This window comes from Pseudomonas sp. LBUM1646 (assembly GCF_059716165.1).
Genome location: NZ_CP166810.1, coordinates 6,591,999 through 6,607,724, shown reverse-complemented (window position 1 = coordinate 6,607,724; position 15,726 = coordinate 6,591,999). Strand labels below are relative to the sequence as shown.

Below are 15,726 nucleotides of genomic sequence, written 5' to 3'. Positions count from 1 at the left end.
AGCGTCCGTAGAGGCATTCCCACGCAGAGCGTGGGAACGATCATCAGGGGACAGCGTTTATTCCTGCACGAACTTCGCGCTCACATACGGCGAATAATCCGGCAGCACTGTCTCCACCTTCCCTTGCTCCTTCAAGAACTTCGCCGTCTCGCCAATCGCCTTGGCCGTGCCGCCATCGAGCAGCGCGGTGGTCTGCTGCGCCTTGGCATCCGGGAAGGTTGAACCGGCCAGCAACTCCGGTACATCGATGGCATTGGCACCAGTCAGTTTGGCGATTTTCTGCACCGGCACCGAGTCGGCAGTCCAGCTGTCTTTATGGGCGGCATAGTCGGCAAACGAGTCCAGGGTAACCTTGGCGAATTTGGCCACCACCTCCGGGTGCTTCTCGGCGTAATCCTTGCGGGCGACCCAGACTTCGAAAGTCGGCGCGCCCCATTGGCCAACCTGTGCCGCATCGGTCAAGGTCTTGCCGGTCTTGCGAATTTCCCCCAGCGCCGGCGACCAGACAAACGCGCCATCGATGTCGCCACGCTTCCACGCTGCGGCGATTTCTGCTGGTTGCAGGTTCACCACTTTGACTTTCGAGGCGTCGAGGCCCCAGTGCTTCAGCGCGCCGAGCAGGCTGTAGTGGGAGGTGGAAACGAAGGGCGTGGCGATGGTCTTGCCGATCAGATCTTCCGGTTTATCAATGCCGCTGCCGTTGCGTACGACCAAGGCTTCGGACGCGTTGATCTGGGCGGAAACGATGAACGCCACGATCGGCAGGTTGCGTGAAGCCGCCGCAGCAAGAGGGCTCGAGCCAAGGTTGCCGATTTGTACATCACCGGACGCAATCGCGGTGACCACTTCCGGACCACTGTTGAAGCGGCGCCAGTCGATTTTCTGGCCGATGGTTTTCTCGTAAACGCCATCGGCCTGGGGGACTTTGCTCGGGTCGATGCCGGTTTGATAGCCCACTGTGAGGTTGGCCGCTTGCGCGCCAAAAGAAAATAAAACCGATATACAAACTGTAACAATTTGACTGGATAGTGCGCGTTTGGCCATCATGGCGTCGCCTTTTCGATAGGGATTGACGTATGGAAGATGCGTCAAAGCTAATCGATCTAAAAAAAGGCTAATAAATACCATTTAGTAATTAGCTTATGAGCCGATACCGGAGGTCCCGGTGCGGTTTTGTAGTGATGGGATATATTCCATTTCGGTATGAAAAAGAATGAAATAATTCTTTTTGGGTTTATGAAGAATTCATTACCCTGCAGGGACCAAATAACGGTGATTAGACCTTGGTCGTAGACACACAAGGTTACGATTGACTTGTCAGTCACGGTCTGGCGCTAATCGCGCATCTTAGGATCCAGGGCATTCGACCCGGGGCCAGGAACACAAGAATTAGAAACGAGAGGAGCGAAACATGAATAAGTCCACCTTGGCCCTGGCTGTGGCCGTAGGGGTTTTGGCGCAGCAGGCAGGCGCCGCCGGTTTTATCGAAGACAGCAAGGCTACCTTGGGTCTGCGTAACTTCTACATCAACACCGATAACCGTGATTCGGCTGCCAAGACCGCTTCCGGCGTTCAGAGCAAAAACGAAGAATGGGGCCAAGGCTTCGACCTTCGCTTCATCTCCGGTTACACCCAAGGCACTGTCGGCTTCGGTATCGATGCCATCGGCTTGCTGGGTATCAAGCTGGATTCGGGCGGCGGCACCAACGGCGCCACGGCTACCTCGTACGGCGGCACTGTTTTCCCAAGCAAATCCAATGGCGAAGCGGTTGATAACTTCTCCAGCCTGGGCCTGACTGCCAAAGCCAAGATCTCCCAGACTGAGCTGAAACTGGGCACTCTGCAGCCTAAGAACCCAGTTATTGTGACCAACGACGGTCGTCTGCTGCCGCAAACCTGGCAGGGTGGTCAGATCACTTCCGGCGAGATCAAAGACCTGACACTGGTTGGCGGTCAGATCGAAGCGGTTAAAGGTCGTAACTCCAGCAACACTGAGCAACTGTCCATCGGTGGCGCAAACAGCCCTACCATCAGCGGCCGTGACAGCAACAAGTTCATCTACGCCGGTGGTGACTACAAAATCACCAAAGACCTGACTGCCCAGTACTACTACGGCAACCTGGAAGACTTCTACAAGCAGCACTTCCTGGGTCTGGTTCACAACTGGGCAATCGGCCCGGGCGTATTGAAGTCTGACCTGCGCTACTTCAACAGCTCCGACGACGGCGCCAACGGTAATACCCCTGCTTACTACAGCTCCGGTAACTACACGGGTACCGCCAGCGGTCGCGGTAAAGTCGACAACAACCTGTACAGCGGCCTGTTCCTGTACACCGTTGCCGGCCACACCTTCGGTGGTGGTTACCAAGTCAGCAACGGTAGCAGTGACTTCCCTTGGTTGAACCAGGGTGACGGTTCGTCGAACTACACCATCACTGACATGCAAATCCAGAAGTTCGGCCGTGCCGGCGAGCGTACCTGGCAAGCACGCTACTCGTATGACTTTGCTAAAGTCGGCCTGCCAGGCCTGACCGCCGGTATGGTTTACCTGCGTGGCGACAACATCGACACCGTGGGTACCAACGGCCGTGAGAACGGTAACGGTCGTTCCGAGTGGGAACGCGACCTGACCGTAGGTTACGTGGTACCAGAAGGCCCGCTGAAAAACGTTGGCTTCATGTGGAAAAATGCTACCTGGCGCAACGACATCCCGGGTCAACGCGACCAGGACGAAAACCGCCTGATCCTCAGCTACTCGATCCCGCTGCTGTAATAGCGCGCTCAAGTACACCTGAGTAAAAAAAGCCCCGCCCGGCACCTCGCCGGGCGGGGCTTTTGCGTTTCCGAGGCGGAGTCACCCCCGTAATCCCGCCTCGAAACTTTCCCTCTTTTGCAGCAACTCAAGGCCTTCTCGAACCTTGTGGGCGATGTTGGTCTCGATAGCGGTTCAGGTCCAGTGAACAGATCTTTAATATTCACTTATGATCTAAATAAATCGATATTTATTCTTTTTAATCCATTCGGAATGCAGGCACAGTTGAGCTCAACAAGCACTCACCAGGAGCAGCACCATGAGCCTCAGACTTGGCGATATCGCCCCCGATTTCGAACAGGATTCCAGCGCCGGCACCATCCGTTTCCACGAATGGCTGGGCGATAGCTGGGGCGTGCTGTTTTCCCACCCGGCGGACTTCACCCCGGTGTGCACCACAGAATTGGGTTTTACCGCCAAGCTCAAGGATGAATTTGCCCAGCGCGGCGTCAAAGCCATCGCCCTGTCGGTTGACCCGGTGGACTCGCATCACAAATGGATCGAGGACATCAACGAAACCCAGAATACGATCGTCAACTTCCCGATCCTCGCCGACGCCGATCGCAAGGTCTCGGACCTGTACGACCTGATCCATCCGAACGCCAACGACACCCTGACCGTGCGCTCACTGTTCGTGATCGACCCGAACAAGAAGGTGCGGCTGACCATCACCTACCCGGCCAGCACCGGGCGCAACTTCCATGAAATCCTGCGGGTGATCGACTCGCTGCAACTCACCGACAACTACAAAGTGGCCACCCCGGCCAACTGGCAGGACGGTGATGAAGTGGTGATCGTGCCGTCGCTCAAGGATGAAGACGAAATCAACAAACGCTTTCCCAAGGGTTATCGGGCGGTGAAGCCGTACCTGCGCCTGACGCCGCAACCGAATCGCTAATGATGTGATCGTTCCCACGCTCCGCGTGGGGACGCCGCCCGTGACGCTCCGCGTCACTTTGGACGCGGAGCGTCCATGGATGCATTCCCACGCAGAGCGTGGGAACGATCAGCAGGGGATTTTCAGGCCGTTTCCACGGCCTATTTTTTTGCCTGGGAAAAGAGGATTTGCATAGGTTTTAAAGGAATAACCAAATGAATAAATATGATTTATGGATATATAAATCACCTGTTAAGGTCACTCTATCGAAGCGAGATCGCGCACTGCGAATCGCCAACACCGCTCAAGGAATCGTCTGAATGCTGGTCGTCTCACTCGGTGGCAGCCCCAGCCAACGCTCTCGTTCCGGGGTGTTGCTGGAGCGTTCGCAACGCTGGTTGCAGGAACAAGGAGTGGAAGTGGTGAGTTATCAGGTGCGGGACTTCCCGGCCGAAGACTTGCTGCACGCACGCTTCGACAGCCCGAAGGTGATCGACCTGTTGCAACAGATTGAAAACGCTGATGGCCTGCTGATCGCCACGCCGGTCTACAAGGCGTCGTTCTCCGGTGCACTGAAAACCGTACTGGACTTGCTGCCCGAACGTGCCCTGGACCACAAAGTGGTGTTGCCAATGGCCACCGGTGGCAGCATCGCTCACATGCTGGCGGTGGATTACGCGCTCAAACCGGTGCTGTCAGCGTTGAAAGCTCAGGAAATGCTCCACGGGATTTTCGCCGTGGACAGCCAGATCGCTTACGGCGAAGGCAGTGCCCAGGCGCAGTTGGCTCCCGAGCTGGAAAAAAGACTGAATGAATCACTGGAGTTGTTTTTCAGCGCCATGGCCCGACGGCCCAAGCCGATCGACCCGAACCTGTTGAACGAACGTTTGTTGAGTGCTCGCTGGAGCATTTAAGCCTCACCCGACTTTGATGTACTCACCTTACTCAGCCGCCAACGGCCAAGCAGGTGCAGCCAAAACCCAACAGCAAATAGGAGAGCGCTATGCGCACTGTCATTTTGCGTCGTGGTCTGGTCGCTCTGTTTGTGGCGGCTGTGTCCTTCGGCGTTATTTCTCAAGCACAAGCCGAGACGTTGCGAATCGGTTATCAGAAATACGGCACCCTGGTGCTGCTCAAGGCCAAAGGTACGCTTGAGAAACGCCTCGCCGCCCAAGGCGTAGACGTGCAATGGACTGAGTTCCCCGGCGGCCCGCAGTTGCTGGAAGGCCTGAACGTCGGCTCGATCGACTTCGGCGTTACCGGCGAAACCCCGCCAGTCTTCGCTCAAGCCGCCGGTGCAGATCTGCTCTACGTCGCCTACGAGCCGCCAGCGCCGCACAGCGAAGCGATCCTGGTGCCGAAGGACTCGACGATCAAATCGGTCGCGGACCTCAAGGGCAAGAAAGTCGTCTTGAACAAAGGCTCCAACGTTCACTACCTGCTGGTCCGTGCACTCGAAGACGCTGGCCTCAAATACACCGACATCCAGACCGTATTCCTGCCACCCGCCGATGCCCGCGCTGCGTTCGAACGTGGCAGTGTCGATGCCTGGGTGATCTGGGATCCGTACCAGGCCGCCGCCGAACAGCAACTGCAAGCACGCACCCTGCGTGATGGCCAAGGCATCGTCGACAACCATCAGTTCTACTTGGCGACCAAGCCGTACGCACAGAAAAATCCCGAGGTGATCAAGACCCTCGTCGAAGAAGTGCGCGCCGTCGGCGAGTGGTCCAAAGCCAATCCGGAAGACGTGACCAAACGGGTTTCGCCACTGCTCGGCCTGCCGGCAGACATCACCCTGACCTCGGTGAAACGCCAGGGCTACGGCGCGCTGTTCCTCACGCCTGAAGTGGTCGCCGCCCAACAGAAAATCGCCGACAGCTTCTACCAGCTCAAGCTGATTCCCAAGCCCTTGAGCATCAAAGACGTGATCTGGACACCACCGGCAGCCGTTGCCAAAGCGCAGTAATTCGAATTCCTAAGGAGACCACTCCATGAGCCTCAATATTTTCTGGTTCCTGCCTACCCACGGCGACGGCCATTACCTTGGCACCGCCGAAGGCGCTCGCGCCGTTGACCATGGTTATTTGCAACAAATCGCCCAGGCAGCGGATCGCCTGGGCTTCGGCGGGGTGTTGATCCCTACCGGCCGTTCTTGCGAAGACTCGTGGCTGGTGGCCGCGTCGCTGATCCCGGTGACCCAGCGTTTGAAATTCCTTGTCGCCCTGCGCCCCGGGATCATTTCCCCGACGGTGGCGGCGCGGCAGGCAGCGACGCTGGATCGCTTGTCCGGCGGCCGGGCGTTGTTCAACCTGGTGACGGGCGGTGATCCGGATGAATTGGCCGGCGATGGTTTGTTCCTCAGCCACGAAGAACGCTATCAGGCCTCGGTGGAATTCACCCGCATCTGGCGTCGGGTGCTGGAAGGCGAAACCGTTGATTACGACGGGCAGCACATCAGCGTGAAAGGCGCCAAGTTGCTCTATCCACCGATCCAGCAACCGCGTCCGCCGCTGTACTTTGGCGGTTCTTCGGAAGCGGCTCAGGATCTGGCAGCCGAACAGGTTGAAATGGTCCTGACCTGGGGCGAACCACCGGCCGCCGTGGCCGAGAAGATTGCACAAGTGCGGGCCAAAGCCGCGAAGCTCGGTCGTACCGTGCGCTTCGGTATTCGCTTGCATGTGATCGTGCGTGAAACCAACGAGGAAGCGTGGGCAGCGGCGGACCGGCTGATCTCGCATGTGGACGACGAGACCATCGCCCGGGCCCAGGCTTCGCTGTCGCGTTTCGATTCGGTCGGCCAGCAACGCATGGCTGCACTGCACGGCGGCAGTCGCGACAATCTGGAAGTCAGCCCCAACCTCTGGGCCGGTGTTGGCCTTGTGCGCGGCGGTGCCGGTACGGCGCTGGTGGGTGACGGTCCGACCGTGGCCGCGCGCATGAAGGAATACGCCGACCTGGGCATCGACACGTTCATCTTTTCCGGTTATCCGCACCTGGAAGAGGCTTACCGCGTCGCCGAATTGCTGTTCCCGCACATTGACGTACAGCGTCCGGAACAACCCCAAGGTGCCAACTTCGTCAGCCCGTTCGGCGAGATGGTGGCCAACGACATTCTTCCCAAAGCCGCGTCCCAGAGCTGAGGCGCCGCCATGAAAAGAATTATCCACAACCTCGCGCCATGGGCGTTGCCGGTGTTGCTGCTGGCGGTGTGGCAGTTGTCGGTGTCGGCGGGTTGGTTGTCGACGCGGATTCTGCCGGCGCCAATCGCCGTGATAGAAGCCGGCGTGAGCCTGGTGCGCAGCGGTGAAATCTGGACCCACCTGGCCATCAGCGGCTGGCGTGCAGCCTTGGGCTTCACCATTGGCGGCGGCATCGGTCTGGCGCTGGGCTTTATCACCGGCCTGTCGAAGTGGGGTGAGCGCCTGCTCGACAGTTCGGTGCAGATGATCCGCAACGTACCGCACCTGGCGCTGATTCCGCTGGTGATCCTGTGGTTCGGCATCGATGAGTCGGCGAAGATTTTCCTGGTGGCGTTGGGCACGTTGTTCCCGATCTACCTGAATACCTATCACGGCATCCGCAACGTCGATCCGGCGCTGGTGGAGATGGCCCGCAGTTATGGTTTGTCCGGTTTCAGCCTGTTCCGTCAGGTGATATTGCCGGGTGCGCTGCCGTCGATTCTGGTCGGTGTGCGTTTTGCTCTCGGCTTTATGTGGTTGACCCTGATCGTGGCGGAAACCATTTCCGCGAGCTCCGGCATTGGCTACCTGGCGATGAATGCCCGGGAGTTCTTGCAGACCGACGTGGTGGTGCTGGCGATTCTGTTGTACGCGGTGCTCGGCAAACTGGCCGACCTCGCGGCCCGTGGACTTGAGCGGGTGTGGTTGCGCTGGCATCCGGCGTATCAGGTTGCCAAAGGAGGTGCCGCATGACTGCTCAACAACCTCCACGCCTGCTGCGCGGGATTCCGCTGGCGGTGCGCAAGCTGCAAAAGACTTTCGGTTCGCGGCAAGTACTGCGCGAAGTCGATCTGCATGTTCCGGCGGGCCAGTTTGTAGCCGTGGTCGGTCGTAGCGGCTGCGGCAAAAGCACCTTGCTGCGCTTGCTCGCGGGTCTCGACAAACCTACGGGCGGCGAATTGCTCGCTGGTTCTGCACCGCTAAGCGATGCTCGGGAAGACACGCGTTTGATGTTCCAGGAAGCGCGCCTGCTTCCATGGAAAAAAGTCATCGACAACGTCGGCCTCGGACTCAAGGGCAACTGGCGGCCACAAGCATTGGAAGCGTTGGAGTCGGTCGGCCTGGCGGATCGCGCCAATGAGTGGCCGGCAGCCTTGTCCGGTGGGCAGAAGCAACGGGTGGCCCTGGCCCGCGCGCTGATCCATCAACCGCGCTTGCTGTTGCTGGACGAACCCCTGGGCGCCCTGGATGCCCTGACCCGAATTGAAATGCAGCAACTGATCGAACGGCTCTGGCAAAAGCACGGCTTCACCGTGTTGCTGGTGACCCACGACGTCAGTGAAGCGGTGGCGATTGCCGATCGGGTGATCCTGATCGAAGAGGGCGACGTCGGCCTCGACCTGCTCGTGGAACTGCCGCGCCCTCGGGTTCGTGGTTCCCATCGGCTGGCGGCGCTGGAAACCGAAGTCCTCAATCGCGTGCTGTCACTGCCCGGCGAACCGCCGGAACCGGAACCTGTTTCACCATTGCCTACGCAACTGCGTTGGGCGCAATAGAAGCAGCGGCAAGTTGCAAGCTTCAAGCGGCAAGTAAAAGCGTTCTGCTTCTTCTTGCGACTTGTAGCTTGTAGCTTGCAGCTCATTTCGACTCGAGGAGAAATCGCATGACTATCAAAGCCATCAACGTTCGTAACCAGTTCAAAGGCTCGATCAAGGAAATCGTGCTGGGTGACGTGCTGTCGGAAATCGACGTGCAGACCGCTTCCGGCATCGTCACTTCAGTCATCACCACCCGTTCGGTGAAAGAACTGGAACTGGTGGTCGGCAGCGAAGTGATCGCGTTCGTGAAATCCACCGAGGTGTCGATCGCCAAGTTGTAAGCGCGTGCATTGCGAACAACCCCGGAGGGTGTGAGCCCTTCGGGGTTTTTTATTGCCTGCGCAGGCGGTGATAGAGTGCGTTCTGATTTGCCTTGAGCATCCTTGCTGAGGGCAAGAGCAGAGGGATCAGCAGTGACTGTCAGAATTGCAGATTACGTTCACGACATATTGCATTCGCCCATTGCCGTATGGGCAGAGTTGGCGCCCTGGGAACTGGTGCTCAACGCTCCCGAGCGTGTGCAGCACCTGCTGTCGCAGTTGCCGCGGGACGACTACGAGATCGTCGACGATATCGCCATTCACCGTACTGCACAGGTGGAGGAGGGCGCTGTACTGAAAGGGCCCTTAATCATCGGTCCCGGTTGTTTTATCGCCGCCGGCGCCTATCTGCGTGGAGGGTGTTGGCTCGGGGAAAACTGCATCATCGGCCCCGGTGCGGAGCTCAAGTCTTCGTTTGTCTTCAGCGGGACCAAACTGGCTCATTTCAATTTCGTCGGTGATTCGGTGTTGGGCGCCGGGGTCAATCTGGAAGCCGGCAGTATCATCGCCAATTACCGCAACGAGCGCGCTGACAAGGGTGTAAATGTTCGGGTGGGTGGCGTGGTTCAGCCGACCGGGTGCGACAAGTTCGGTGCCCTGATGGGCGACGGCTCACGCCTTGGCGCCAACGCGGTGGTGGCGCCGGGCGGGTTGCTGCTGCCAGGGGCGGTGATTCGGCGGTTGACGCTCTACGACTGCGAAGTGGCGTAGGGCATCAAGTGGCAAGGGTGCGCTTGGGCAAATAGGGCGGCAGATAAAGCCCCAAATACGCATCGAATACCCGCATCCCTTCCTCGGCCATGCGCGGCGTGATTTGCCCATGTTGCTGCACTGAGCGCGCATAGACGCGGTCGCCCAGTTCCATGGCCAGGGCAAACACATCGACATCCATCGGCAGTCTCGGCAGTTCGAAGTGATGATCGAATAGCTTGTGCATCAGATCACCCAGTTCGATGTCGTGCTGGCGGTCGGCCTGGGTGACTTCGGTCAGGCCGTGTTGGGCGAGGATCAGTTGGCGGGCGGCGGCGTCTTCGCCATAGATGTCGAGCATGCGTTGCTCCACCAGTCGCGACAGGTCACGCCAGCCGTTGAGGGCTTCGTGGTTGATCGGCGCTTGCAGGCAGGCGCGGAACGCGGCGTGGACGTCGGCGGTCAGGGCTTCGAGCAGCGCCGGGACGCTGGCGAAGAAGTGGTAGACCGACGACGGCGGGATTTCAGCGCGTTCGGCAACGCTGTAGATCGACAGGCTGGCCACACCCTCGGCGGCCAGCAGCGTACGGGCGGCATCGAGTATCGAATCGATCCGCGCCTGACTGCGTGCGCGGGGTTTGCGGATAGGGGCGGGGCGCGTCATTGGAGTCTCCTGCGGGGCAGCGGGCATTGTACGAGCAGGCATCTATGTTGTCTGCCCGGACGCCATCGCGAGCAAGCTCGCGCCTACAGTTGATCTCCAGTGAACAGTTGATCGTTCCCGCGCTCTGCGTGGGAATGCAGCCCGTGACGCTCTGCGTCACATCGATGCCAGGCATGACAGCATCGGTGAGGCTGGAACGCGGAGCGTCCCTTGGTGCATTCCCACGCAGGAGCGTGGGGACGATCGAAAAAACCCATAAAAAAACGCCGCAAGCTGTAAGGCCTGCAGCGTTTCTTTTTTACTGCAACCGCTTAAACGGTATGCAGGTACCAGTTGTACTCGAGGTCGGAGATGGAGTGTTCGAACTCCTCCAGCTCGCTCTCTTTACAGGCGACAAAAATGTCGATGTATTTCGGATCGATGTACTTGGCCATGACTTCGCTGTCGTCCAGCTCGCGCAATGCATCGCGCAGGTTGTTCGGCAGGCTTTGCTCGTTCTGCTCGTAGGAGTTGCCTTCTACGGGCGCGCCCGGCTCGATCTTGTTGGTCAGGCCGTGATGCACGCCTGCCAGAACCGAAGCCATCAGCAGGTACGGGTTGGCATCGGCACCGGCAACGCGGTGTTCGATACGCACGGCATCGGAAGAACCGGTCGGGACGCGAATCGCCACGGTGCGGTTGTCCAGGCCCCAGCACGGCGAGTTCGGCACGTAGAACTGTGCGCCGAAACGACGGTAGGAGTTGACGTTCGGGCAGAGGAAAGCCATCTGCGCCGGTAGGGTCTCGAGCACACCGCCGATCGCGTGACGCAGTGCGGCGTTCTGCTCGGGATCCTCACTGGCAAAAATATTCTTGCCGTCTTTGTCGAGAATCGAGATGTGGACGTGCAGACCGTTACCCGCCTGGCCTGGGTAAGGCTTGGCCATGAAGGTGGTATCCATCTCATGGTCGTAGGCGATGTTCTTGATCAGGCGCTTGAGCAGTACCGCGTAGTCGCAGGCCTTGATCGGGTCGGCCACGTGGTGCAGGTTCACTTCGAACTGCGCCGGGGCACTTTCCTTGACGATGGCGTCGGCCGGGATGCCTTGCTCTTTTGCACCTTCCAGAATGTCCTGGAGGCAGTCGACGTATTCGTCGAGGTCGTCGATCAGGTAGACCTGTGTCGAATGCGGACGTTTGCCGGAGATCGGCGAGCGCGGCGGTTGCGGTCGACCATTCACGTTCTCCTGGTCGATCAGGTAGAACTCCAGTTCGAACGCGGCACAGATCGTCAGACCCATGTCATCGAACTTGGTCACGACTTGACGCAAGACTTCGCGAGGATCGGCGAAGAAAGGTTCACCTTCGATTTCGTGCATGGTCATTAACAGTTGCGCGGTAGGGCGCTTCTGCCAAGGCTCATTGCACAGGGTGTCGGGGATTGGATAGCAGATTCGGTCAGCATCGCCGATGTCCAGACCCAGACCGGTGCTTTCCACCGTCGAGCCATTGATATCCAGAGCAAATAGAGAGGCCGGCAGGTTGATGCCTTTCTCGTAAACCTTGTGGAGGCTGGTGCGTTCAATGCGCTTGCCGCGCACCACACCATTCATATCCGCAATCAGAAGGTCAACGTACAGAACCTCAGGATGTTCCTTAAGGAACGCGTTCGCTTCGTTAAGCTGAACGGCACGCGGGGGTACCGACATGATGCAACACCTTTGTTGTTAAAAATATCAATCATTGATCTCTTCGGGTTTCAGTCAACCCGAACGGCATGCCGAAGTCAAGCGAGGCCTTTTTTGCCCTAAAAAAGCGCTCGCAGGGCTTTTTTGAGGCACTTTGGGGCGTTTTTTTGCCTTTGGCCCTCTTGGTACCCGCACGTTTGAGCGGGCCGTGTTGTATTTTTTACGGGGGTGTTGTGTAAAAAAATGAACAAGGCTAAGCTCGATTCAAACCCATAACAGCAATAATACCGGGGTGCTTCATGTCTCGCCTGCCGTTAATCGGCGTCACCGCCTGCTCTAAGCAGATCGGTCTGCATGCTTATCACATCAGTGGCGACAAATACGTACGTGCCGTGGCCTCAGCTGCCAAAGGCCTGCCGTTGATTCTTCCGTCCCTGGCGGATTTGCTGGCCCCGTCCGATATTCTGGACGGTCTGGATGGCATTCTCTTTACCGGCTCACCTTCCAATATAGAACCGTTTCACTATAGCGGCCCAGCCAGCGCGCCGGGCACTGCTCATGATTCTGCACGCGATGCCACCACTCTCCCGTTGATCCGCGCCGCTGTCGAGGCCGGCATTCCCGTGCTCGGCATCTGCCGCGGCTTCCAGGAAATGAACGTGGCCTTCGGCGGCAGCCTGCATCAAAAAGTACACGAAACCGGTGCCTTCATGGATCACCGCGAAGATGACAGCCTGCCGCTGGAAGAACAGTACGCGCCGAGCCATCCGGTGCAGGTTCAGCCGGGCGGCGTGCTCGCCGGCCTGGGCCTGGCGAGCGAGATTCAAGTCAATTCTATTCATGGTCAGGGCGTTGACCGTCTGGCGCCGGGCCTTCGCGTAGAAGCCTTGGCCCCTGACGGGTTGGTAGAAGCATTCTCTATTGATGGAGAGCCGGTGGATGGCGGCAAGGCTTTTGCTCTGGGAGTCCAATGGCATCCCGAATGGCAGGTAAGCTCCAACCCTGACTACCTTGCGATCTTCCAGGCATTTGGCAATGCCTGCCGCAAGCGCGCAATACAACGCGACGCCGATGCGTCAAACAACGCCTGACTTATAAGAGTCAGGAAACTCAGCCTAGAGGCATTTATGAGTAACAACCTCGACCAGCTCACCGATTGGTTGAAAGACCACAAGATCACAGAAGTCGAATGCATGATCGCCGACTTGACCGGGATCACCCGGGGCAAGATTTCGCCGACCAACAAGTTCATTGCCGAAAAAGGCATGCGCCTGCCCGAAAGCGTTCTGTTGCAGACCGTGACCGGCGACTATGTCGAAGACGACATCTATTACGAACTGCTCGACCCGGCCGACATCGACATGATCTGCCGCCCCGACCAGAACGCGGTGTACCTGGTGCCCTGGGCCATCGAGCCCACGGCTCAGGTGATCCACGATACCTACGACAAGCAAGGCAACCCGATCGAGTTGTCGCCGCGCAACGTGCTCAAGAAGGTCCTGAAACTCTACGCCGACCGTGGCTGGCAGCCGATCGTGGCGCCGGAAATGGAGTTCTACCTGACCAAACGCTGCGAAGACCCGGACTTCCCGCTGCAACCGCCGATTGGCCGTTCCGGTCGCCCGGAAACCGGTCGCCAGTCGTTTTCGATTGAAGCGGCGAACGAATTCGACCCGCTGTTCGAAGACGTCTATGACTGGTGCGAATTGCAGGAACTGGACCTCGACACGTTGATCCACGAGGACGGCACGGCGCAGATGGAAATCAACTTCCGTCACGGCGATGCCCTGTCCCTGGCCGACCAGATCCTGGTGTTCAAGCGCACCATGCGCGAAGCCGCGCTCAAGCACAATGTGGCCGCGACCTTCATGGCCAAGCCCATGACCGGCGAGCCCGGCAGTGCGATGCACTTGCACCAGAGCATCATCGACATCGAAACCGGCAAGAACGTCTTCTCCAATGAAGACGGGACCATGAGCCAGTTGTTCCTGTATCACATCGGTGGCCTGCAAAAACTCATTCCAGAATTGCTGCCGCTGTTCGCGCCGAACGTCAACTCGTTCCGCCGCTTCCTGCCGGACACTTCGGCACCGGTGAACGTGGAGTGGGGCGAAGAGAACCGCACCGTAGGCCTGCGGGTGCCGGATGCCGGGCCGCAAAACCGTCGGGTGGAAAACCGCCTGCCGGGTGCCGACGCCAACCCGTACCTGGCGATTGCCGCGAGCCTGCTCTGCGGTTACATCGGCATGGTCGAAGGCTTGAACCCGAGTGCGCCGGTGGTCGGTCGTGGCTATGAACGCCGCAACCTGCGCCTGCCACTGACCATCGAAGACGCGCTGGAACGCATGGAAAACAGCGCGACCGTCGAGAAATACCTGGGCAAGAAATTCATCACGGGCTACGTCGCGGTCAAGCGGGCCGAGCATGAAAACTTCAAGCGCGTGATCAGTTCGTGGGAGCGGGAATTCCTGCTCTTTGCCGTCTGATGCGCCGGGCGCCGCTGCACTTGGCGGCGCCCTCACTGGAATCTTAGGAGAATTCGCATGACCAGCAACAACCCGCAAACCCGTGAATGGCAAGCCTTGAGCAGCGAACACCACCTGGCGCCGTTCAGCGACTTCAAACAGCTTAAAGAGAAAGGCCCGCGCATCATCACCAGCGCCAAGGGCGTTTACCTCTGGGACAGCGAAGGCAACAAGATCCTCGACGGCATGGCCGGCCTGTGGTGCGTTGCGATCGGTTACGGTCGTGATGAGCTGGCTGACGCCGCCGCCAAACAAATGCGCGAACTGCCTTATTACAACCTGTTCTTCCAGACCGCTCACCCACCGGTGCTGGAACTGGCCAAAGCCATTTCCGACATCGCGCCTGAAGGCATGAACCATGTGTTCTTCACCGGTTCGGGCTCGGAAGGCAACGACACCATGCTGCGCATGGTCCGCCATTACTGGGCGATCAAAGGCCAGCCGAACAAGAAAGTCATCATCAGCCGCAAGAACGGTTATCACGGTTCCACCGTGGCCGGCGCGAGCTTGGGTGGCATGACGTATATGCATGAACAAGGCGACTTGCCGATCCCGGGCATCGTCCACATCGCCCAGCCGTACTGGTTCGGTGAAGGCGGCGACATGAGCCCGGACGAGTTCGGTATCTGGGCCGCCAATCAGCTGGAAGAGAAAATTCTGGAAGTCGGCGTGGACAACGTCGGTGCCTTTATTGCCGAGCCGATCCAGGGTGCCGGTGGCGTGATCGTGCCGCCAGACAGCTACTGGCCGCGCATCAAGGAAATCCTCGCCAAGTACGACATCCTGTTCGTGGCGGACGAAGTGATTTGCGGTTTCGGCCGTACCGGTGAGTGGTTCGGTAGCGATCACTACGACCTCAAGCCCGACATGATGACCATCGCCAAAGGCCTGACCTCCGGCTACATCCCGATGGGTGGCCTGATCGTGCGTGACGAAGTGGTGAAGGTGCTCAACGAGGGCGGCGATTTCAACCACGGCTTCACCTATTCCGGGCACCCGGTGGCCGCTGCGGTAGCGCTGGAAAACATCCGCATCCTGCGCGAAGAAAAAATTATCGAGCGCGTCCATGCCGAAACGGCACCCTATTTGCAAAAGCGTCTACGGGAACTGAACGATCACCCGTTGGTGGGGGAAGTGCGCGGCGTCGGTCTGTTGGGGGCCATCGAACTGGTCCAGGACAAGGCCACTCGCAAACGTTACGAAGGCAAGGGCGTCGGCATGATTTGCCGCACCTTCTGCTTCGACAACGGCCTGATCATGCGCGCGGTGGGCGACACCATGATCATCTCCCCGCCACTGGTGATTACACCGGCGGAAATCGATGAGTTGGTGACCAAGGCACGCAAGTGCCTGGACCTGACCCTGAGTGCGTTGCAGGGCTAAGTGCTAGG

15 protein-coding genes are annotated in these 15,726 nt (G+C 58.8%); 12 read left to right on the top strand and 3 right to left on the bottom strand.

What is annotated here, in order from left to right; translation table 11 throughout:
* Positions 1 to 57: 57 nt before the first annotated feature.
* On the bottom strand, positions 58 to 1,044 hold the full coding sequence (tauA, locus tag ACA071_RS30170) for a taurine ABC transporter substrate-binding protein (protein WP_497645406.1): 987 nt from the start codon (positions 1,042 to 1,044) through the stop codon (positions 58 to 60).
* Between the two features lie 367 nt (positions 1,045 to 1,411).
* Here tauA and ACA071_RS30165 point away from each other — a divergent pair, with 367 nt between their 5' ends.
* From ACA071_RS30165 to ACA071_RS30125, 9 genes are all read left to right on the top strand, one after another.
* A complete protein-coding gene (locus tag ACA071_RS30165; RefSeq protein WP_497642349.1) occupies positions 1,412 to 2,773 on the top strand; it encodes an OprD family porin in 1,362 nt (453 codons plus the stop codon).
* 298 nt (positions 2,774 to 3,071) lie between these two features.
* A complete protein-coding gene (locus ACA071_RS30160; RefSeq protein WP_497642348.1) occupies positions 3,072 to 3,710 on the top strand; it encodes a peroxiredoxin in 639 nt (212 codons plus the stop codon).
* 299 nt (positions 3,711 to 4,009) lie between these two features.
* Positions 4,010 to 4,603 carry an NADPH-dependent FMN reductase gene (gene ssuE / locus ACA071_RS30155; RefSeq protein ID WP_497642347.1) on the top strand — a complete coding sequence of 198 codons (594 nt, stop codon included), beginning with the start codon at positions 4,010 to 4,012 and terminating at the stop codon, positions 4,601 to 4,603.
* A gap of 89 nt (positions 4,604 to 4,692) precedes the next feature.
* Positions 4,693 to 5,658, top strand: coding sequence for a sulfonate ABC transporter substrate-binding protein (locus ACA071_RS30150; protein ID WP_497642346.1), 966 nt, complete (start codon positions 4,693 to 4,695; stop codon positions 5,656 to 5,658).
* 25 nt (positions 5,659 to 5,683) lie between these two features.
* Positions 5,684 to 6,832: an FMNH2-dependent alkanesulfonate monooxygenase gene (ssuD, locus tag ACA071_RS30145; protein ID WP_054044581.1), complete on the top strand. Its 1,149-nt coding sequence runs from the start codon at positions 5,684 to 5,686 to the stop codon at positions 6,830 to 6,832.
* 9 nt (positions 6,833 to 6,841) lie between these two features.
* On the top strand, positions 6,842 to 7,624 hold the full coding sequence (gene ssuC, locus ACA071_RS30140) for an aliphatic sulfonate ABC transporter permease SsuC (protein WP_133835504.1): 783 nt from the start codon (positions 6,842 to 6,844) through the stop codon (positions 7,622 to 7,624).
* On the top strand, positions 7,621 to 8,427 hold the full coding sequence (gene ssuB, locus ACA071_RS30135) for an aliphatic sulfonates ABC transporter ATP-binding protein (protein WP_497642345.1): 807 nt from the start codon (positions 7,621 to 7,623) through the stop codon (positions 8,425 to 8,427). The genes ssuC and ssuB overlap by 4 nt, the downstream gene beginning before the upstream one ends.
* A 107-nt stretch (positions 8,428 to 8,534) precedes the next feature.
* Positions 8,535 to 8,750 (top strand): TOBE domain-containing protein, encoded by a 216-nt coding sequence (locus ACA071_RS30130; RefSeq protein ID WP_003229256.1) that lies wholly within the window; start codon positions 8,535 to 8,537, stop codon positions 8,748 to 8,750.
* Between the two features lie 132 nt (positions 8,751 to 8,882).
* Positions 8,883 to 9,500, top strand: a complete 618-nt coding sequence (locus ACA071_RS30125; protein WP_497642344.1) for an LbetaH domain-containing protein — start codon at positions 8,883 to 8,885, stop codon at positions 9,498 to 9,500.
* A gap of 4 nt (positions 9,501 to 9,504) precedes the next feature.
* Here the strand turns inward: ACA071_RS30125 and ACA071_RS30120 are convergent, their stop codons facing one another.
* Both ACA071_RS30120 and ACA071_RS30115 read right to left on the bottom strand, forming a co-directional pair.
* On the bottom strand, positions 9,505 to 10,143 hold the full coding sequence (locus ACA071_RS30120; protein WP_497642343.1) for a TetR/AcrR family transcriptional regulator: 639 nt from the start codon (positions 10,141 to 10,143) through the stop codon (positions 9,505 to 9,507).
* Between the two features lie 311 nt (positions 10,144 to 10,454).
* Positions 10,455 to 11,831, bottom strand: coding sequence for a glutamine synthetase family protein (locus tag ACA071_RS30115; protein WP_497642342.1), 1,377 nt, complete (start codon positions 11,829 to 11,831; stop codon positions 10,455 to 10,457).
* Between the two features lie 278 nt (positions 11,832 to 12,109).
* Between ACA071_RS30115 and ACA071_RS30110 the strand changes: the two genes are divergently transcribed.
* Genes ACA071_RS30110 through ACA071_RS30100 form a run of 3 tightly spaced genes read left to right on the top strand, consistent with a single transcriptional unit; the run spans position 12,110 to position 15,718 of the window.
* A complete protein-coding gene (locus ACA071_RS30110; protein WP_497642341.1) occupies positions 12,110 to 12,901 on the top strand; it encodes a gamma-glutamyl-gamma-aminobutyrate hydrolase family protein in 792 nt (263 codons plus the stop codon).
* A gap of 36 nt (positions 12,902 to 12,937) precedes the next feature.
* Entirely contained in the window at positions 12,938 to 14,296 is a 1,359-nt protein-coding gene (locus tag ACA071_RS30105) for a glutamine synthetase family protein (RefSeq protein WP_497642340.1), read from the top strand.
* A 57-nt stretch (positions 14,297 to 14,353) separates the two neighbouring features.
* Positions 14,354 to 15,718 carry an aspartate aminotransferase family protein gene (locus ACA071_RS30100; RefSeq protein WP_497642339.1) on the top strand — a complete coding sequence of 455 codons (1,365 nt, stop codon included), beginning with the start codon at positions 14,354 to 14,356 and terminating at the stop codon, positions 15,716 to 15,718.
* The last annotated feature ends 8 nt before the right edge of the window (positions 15,719 to 15,726 follow it).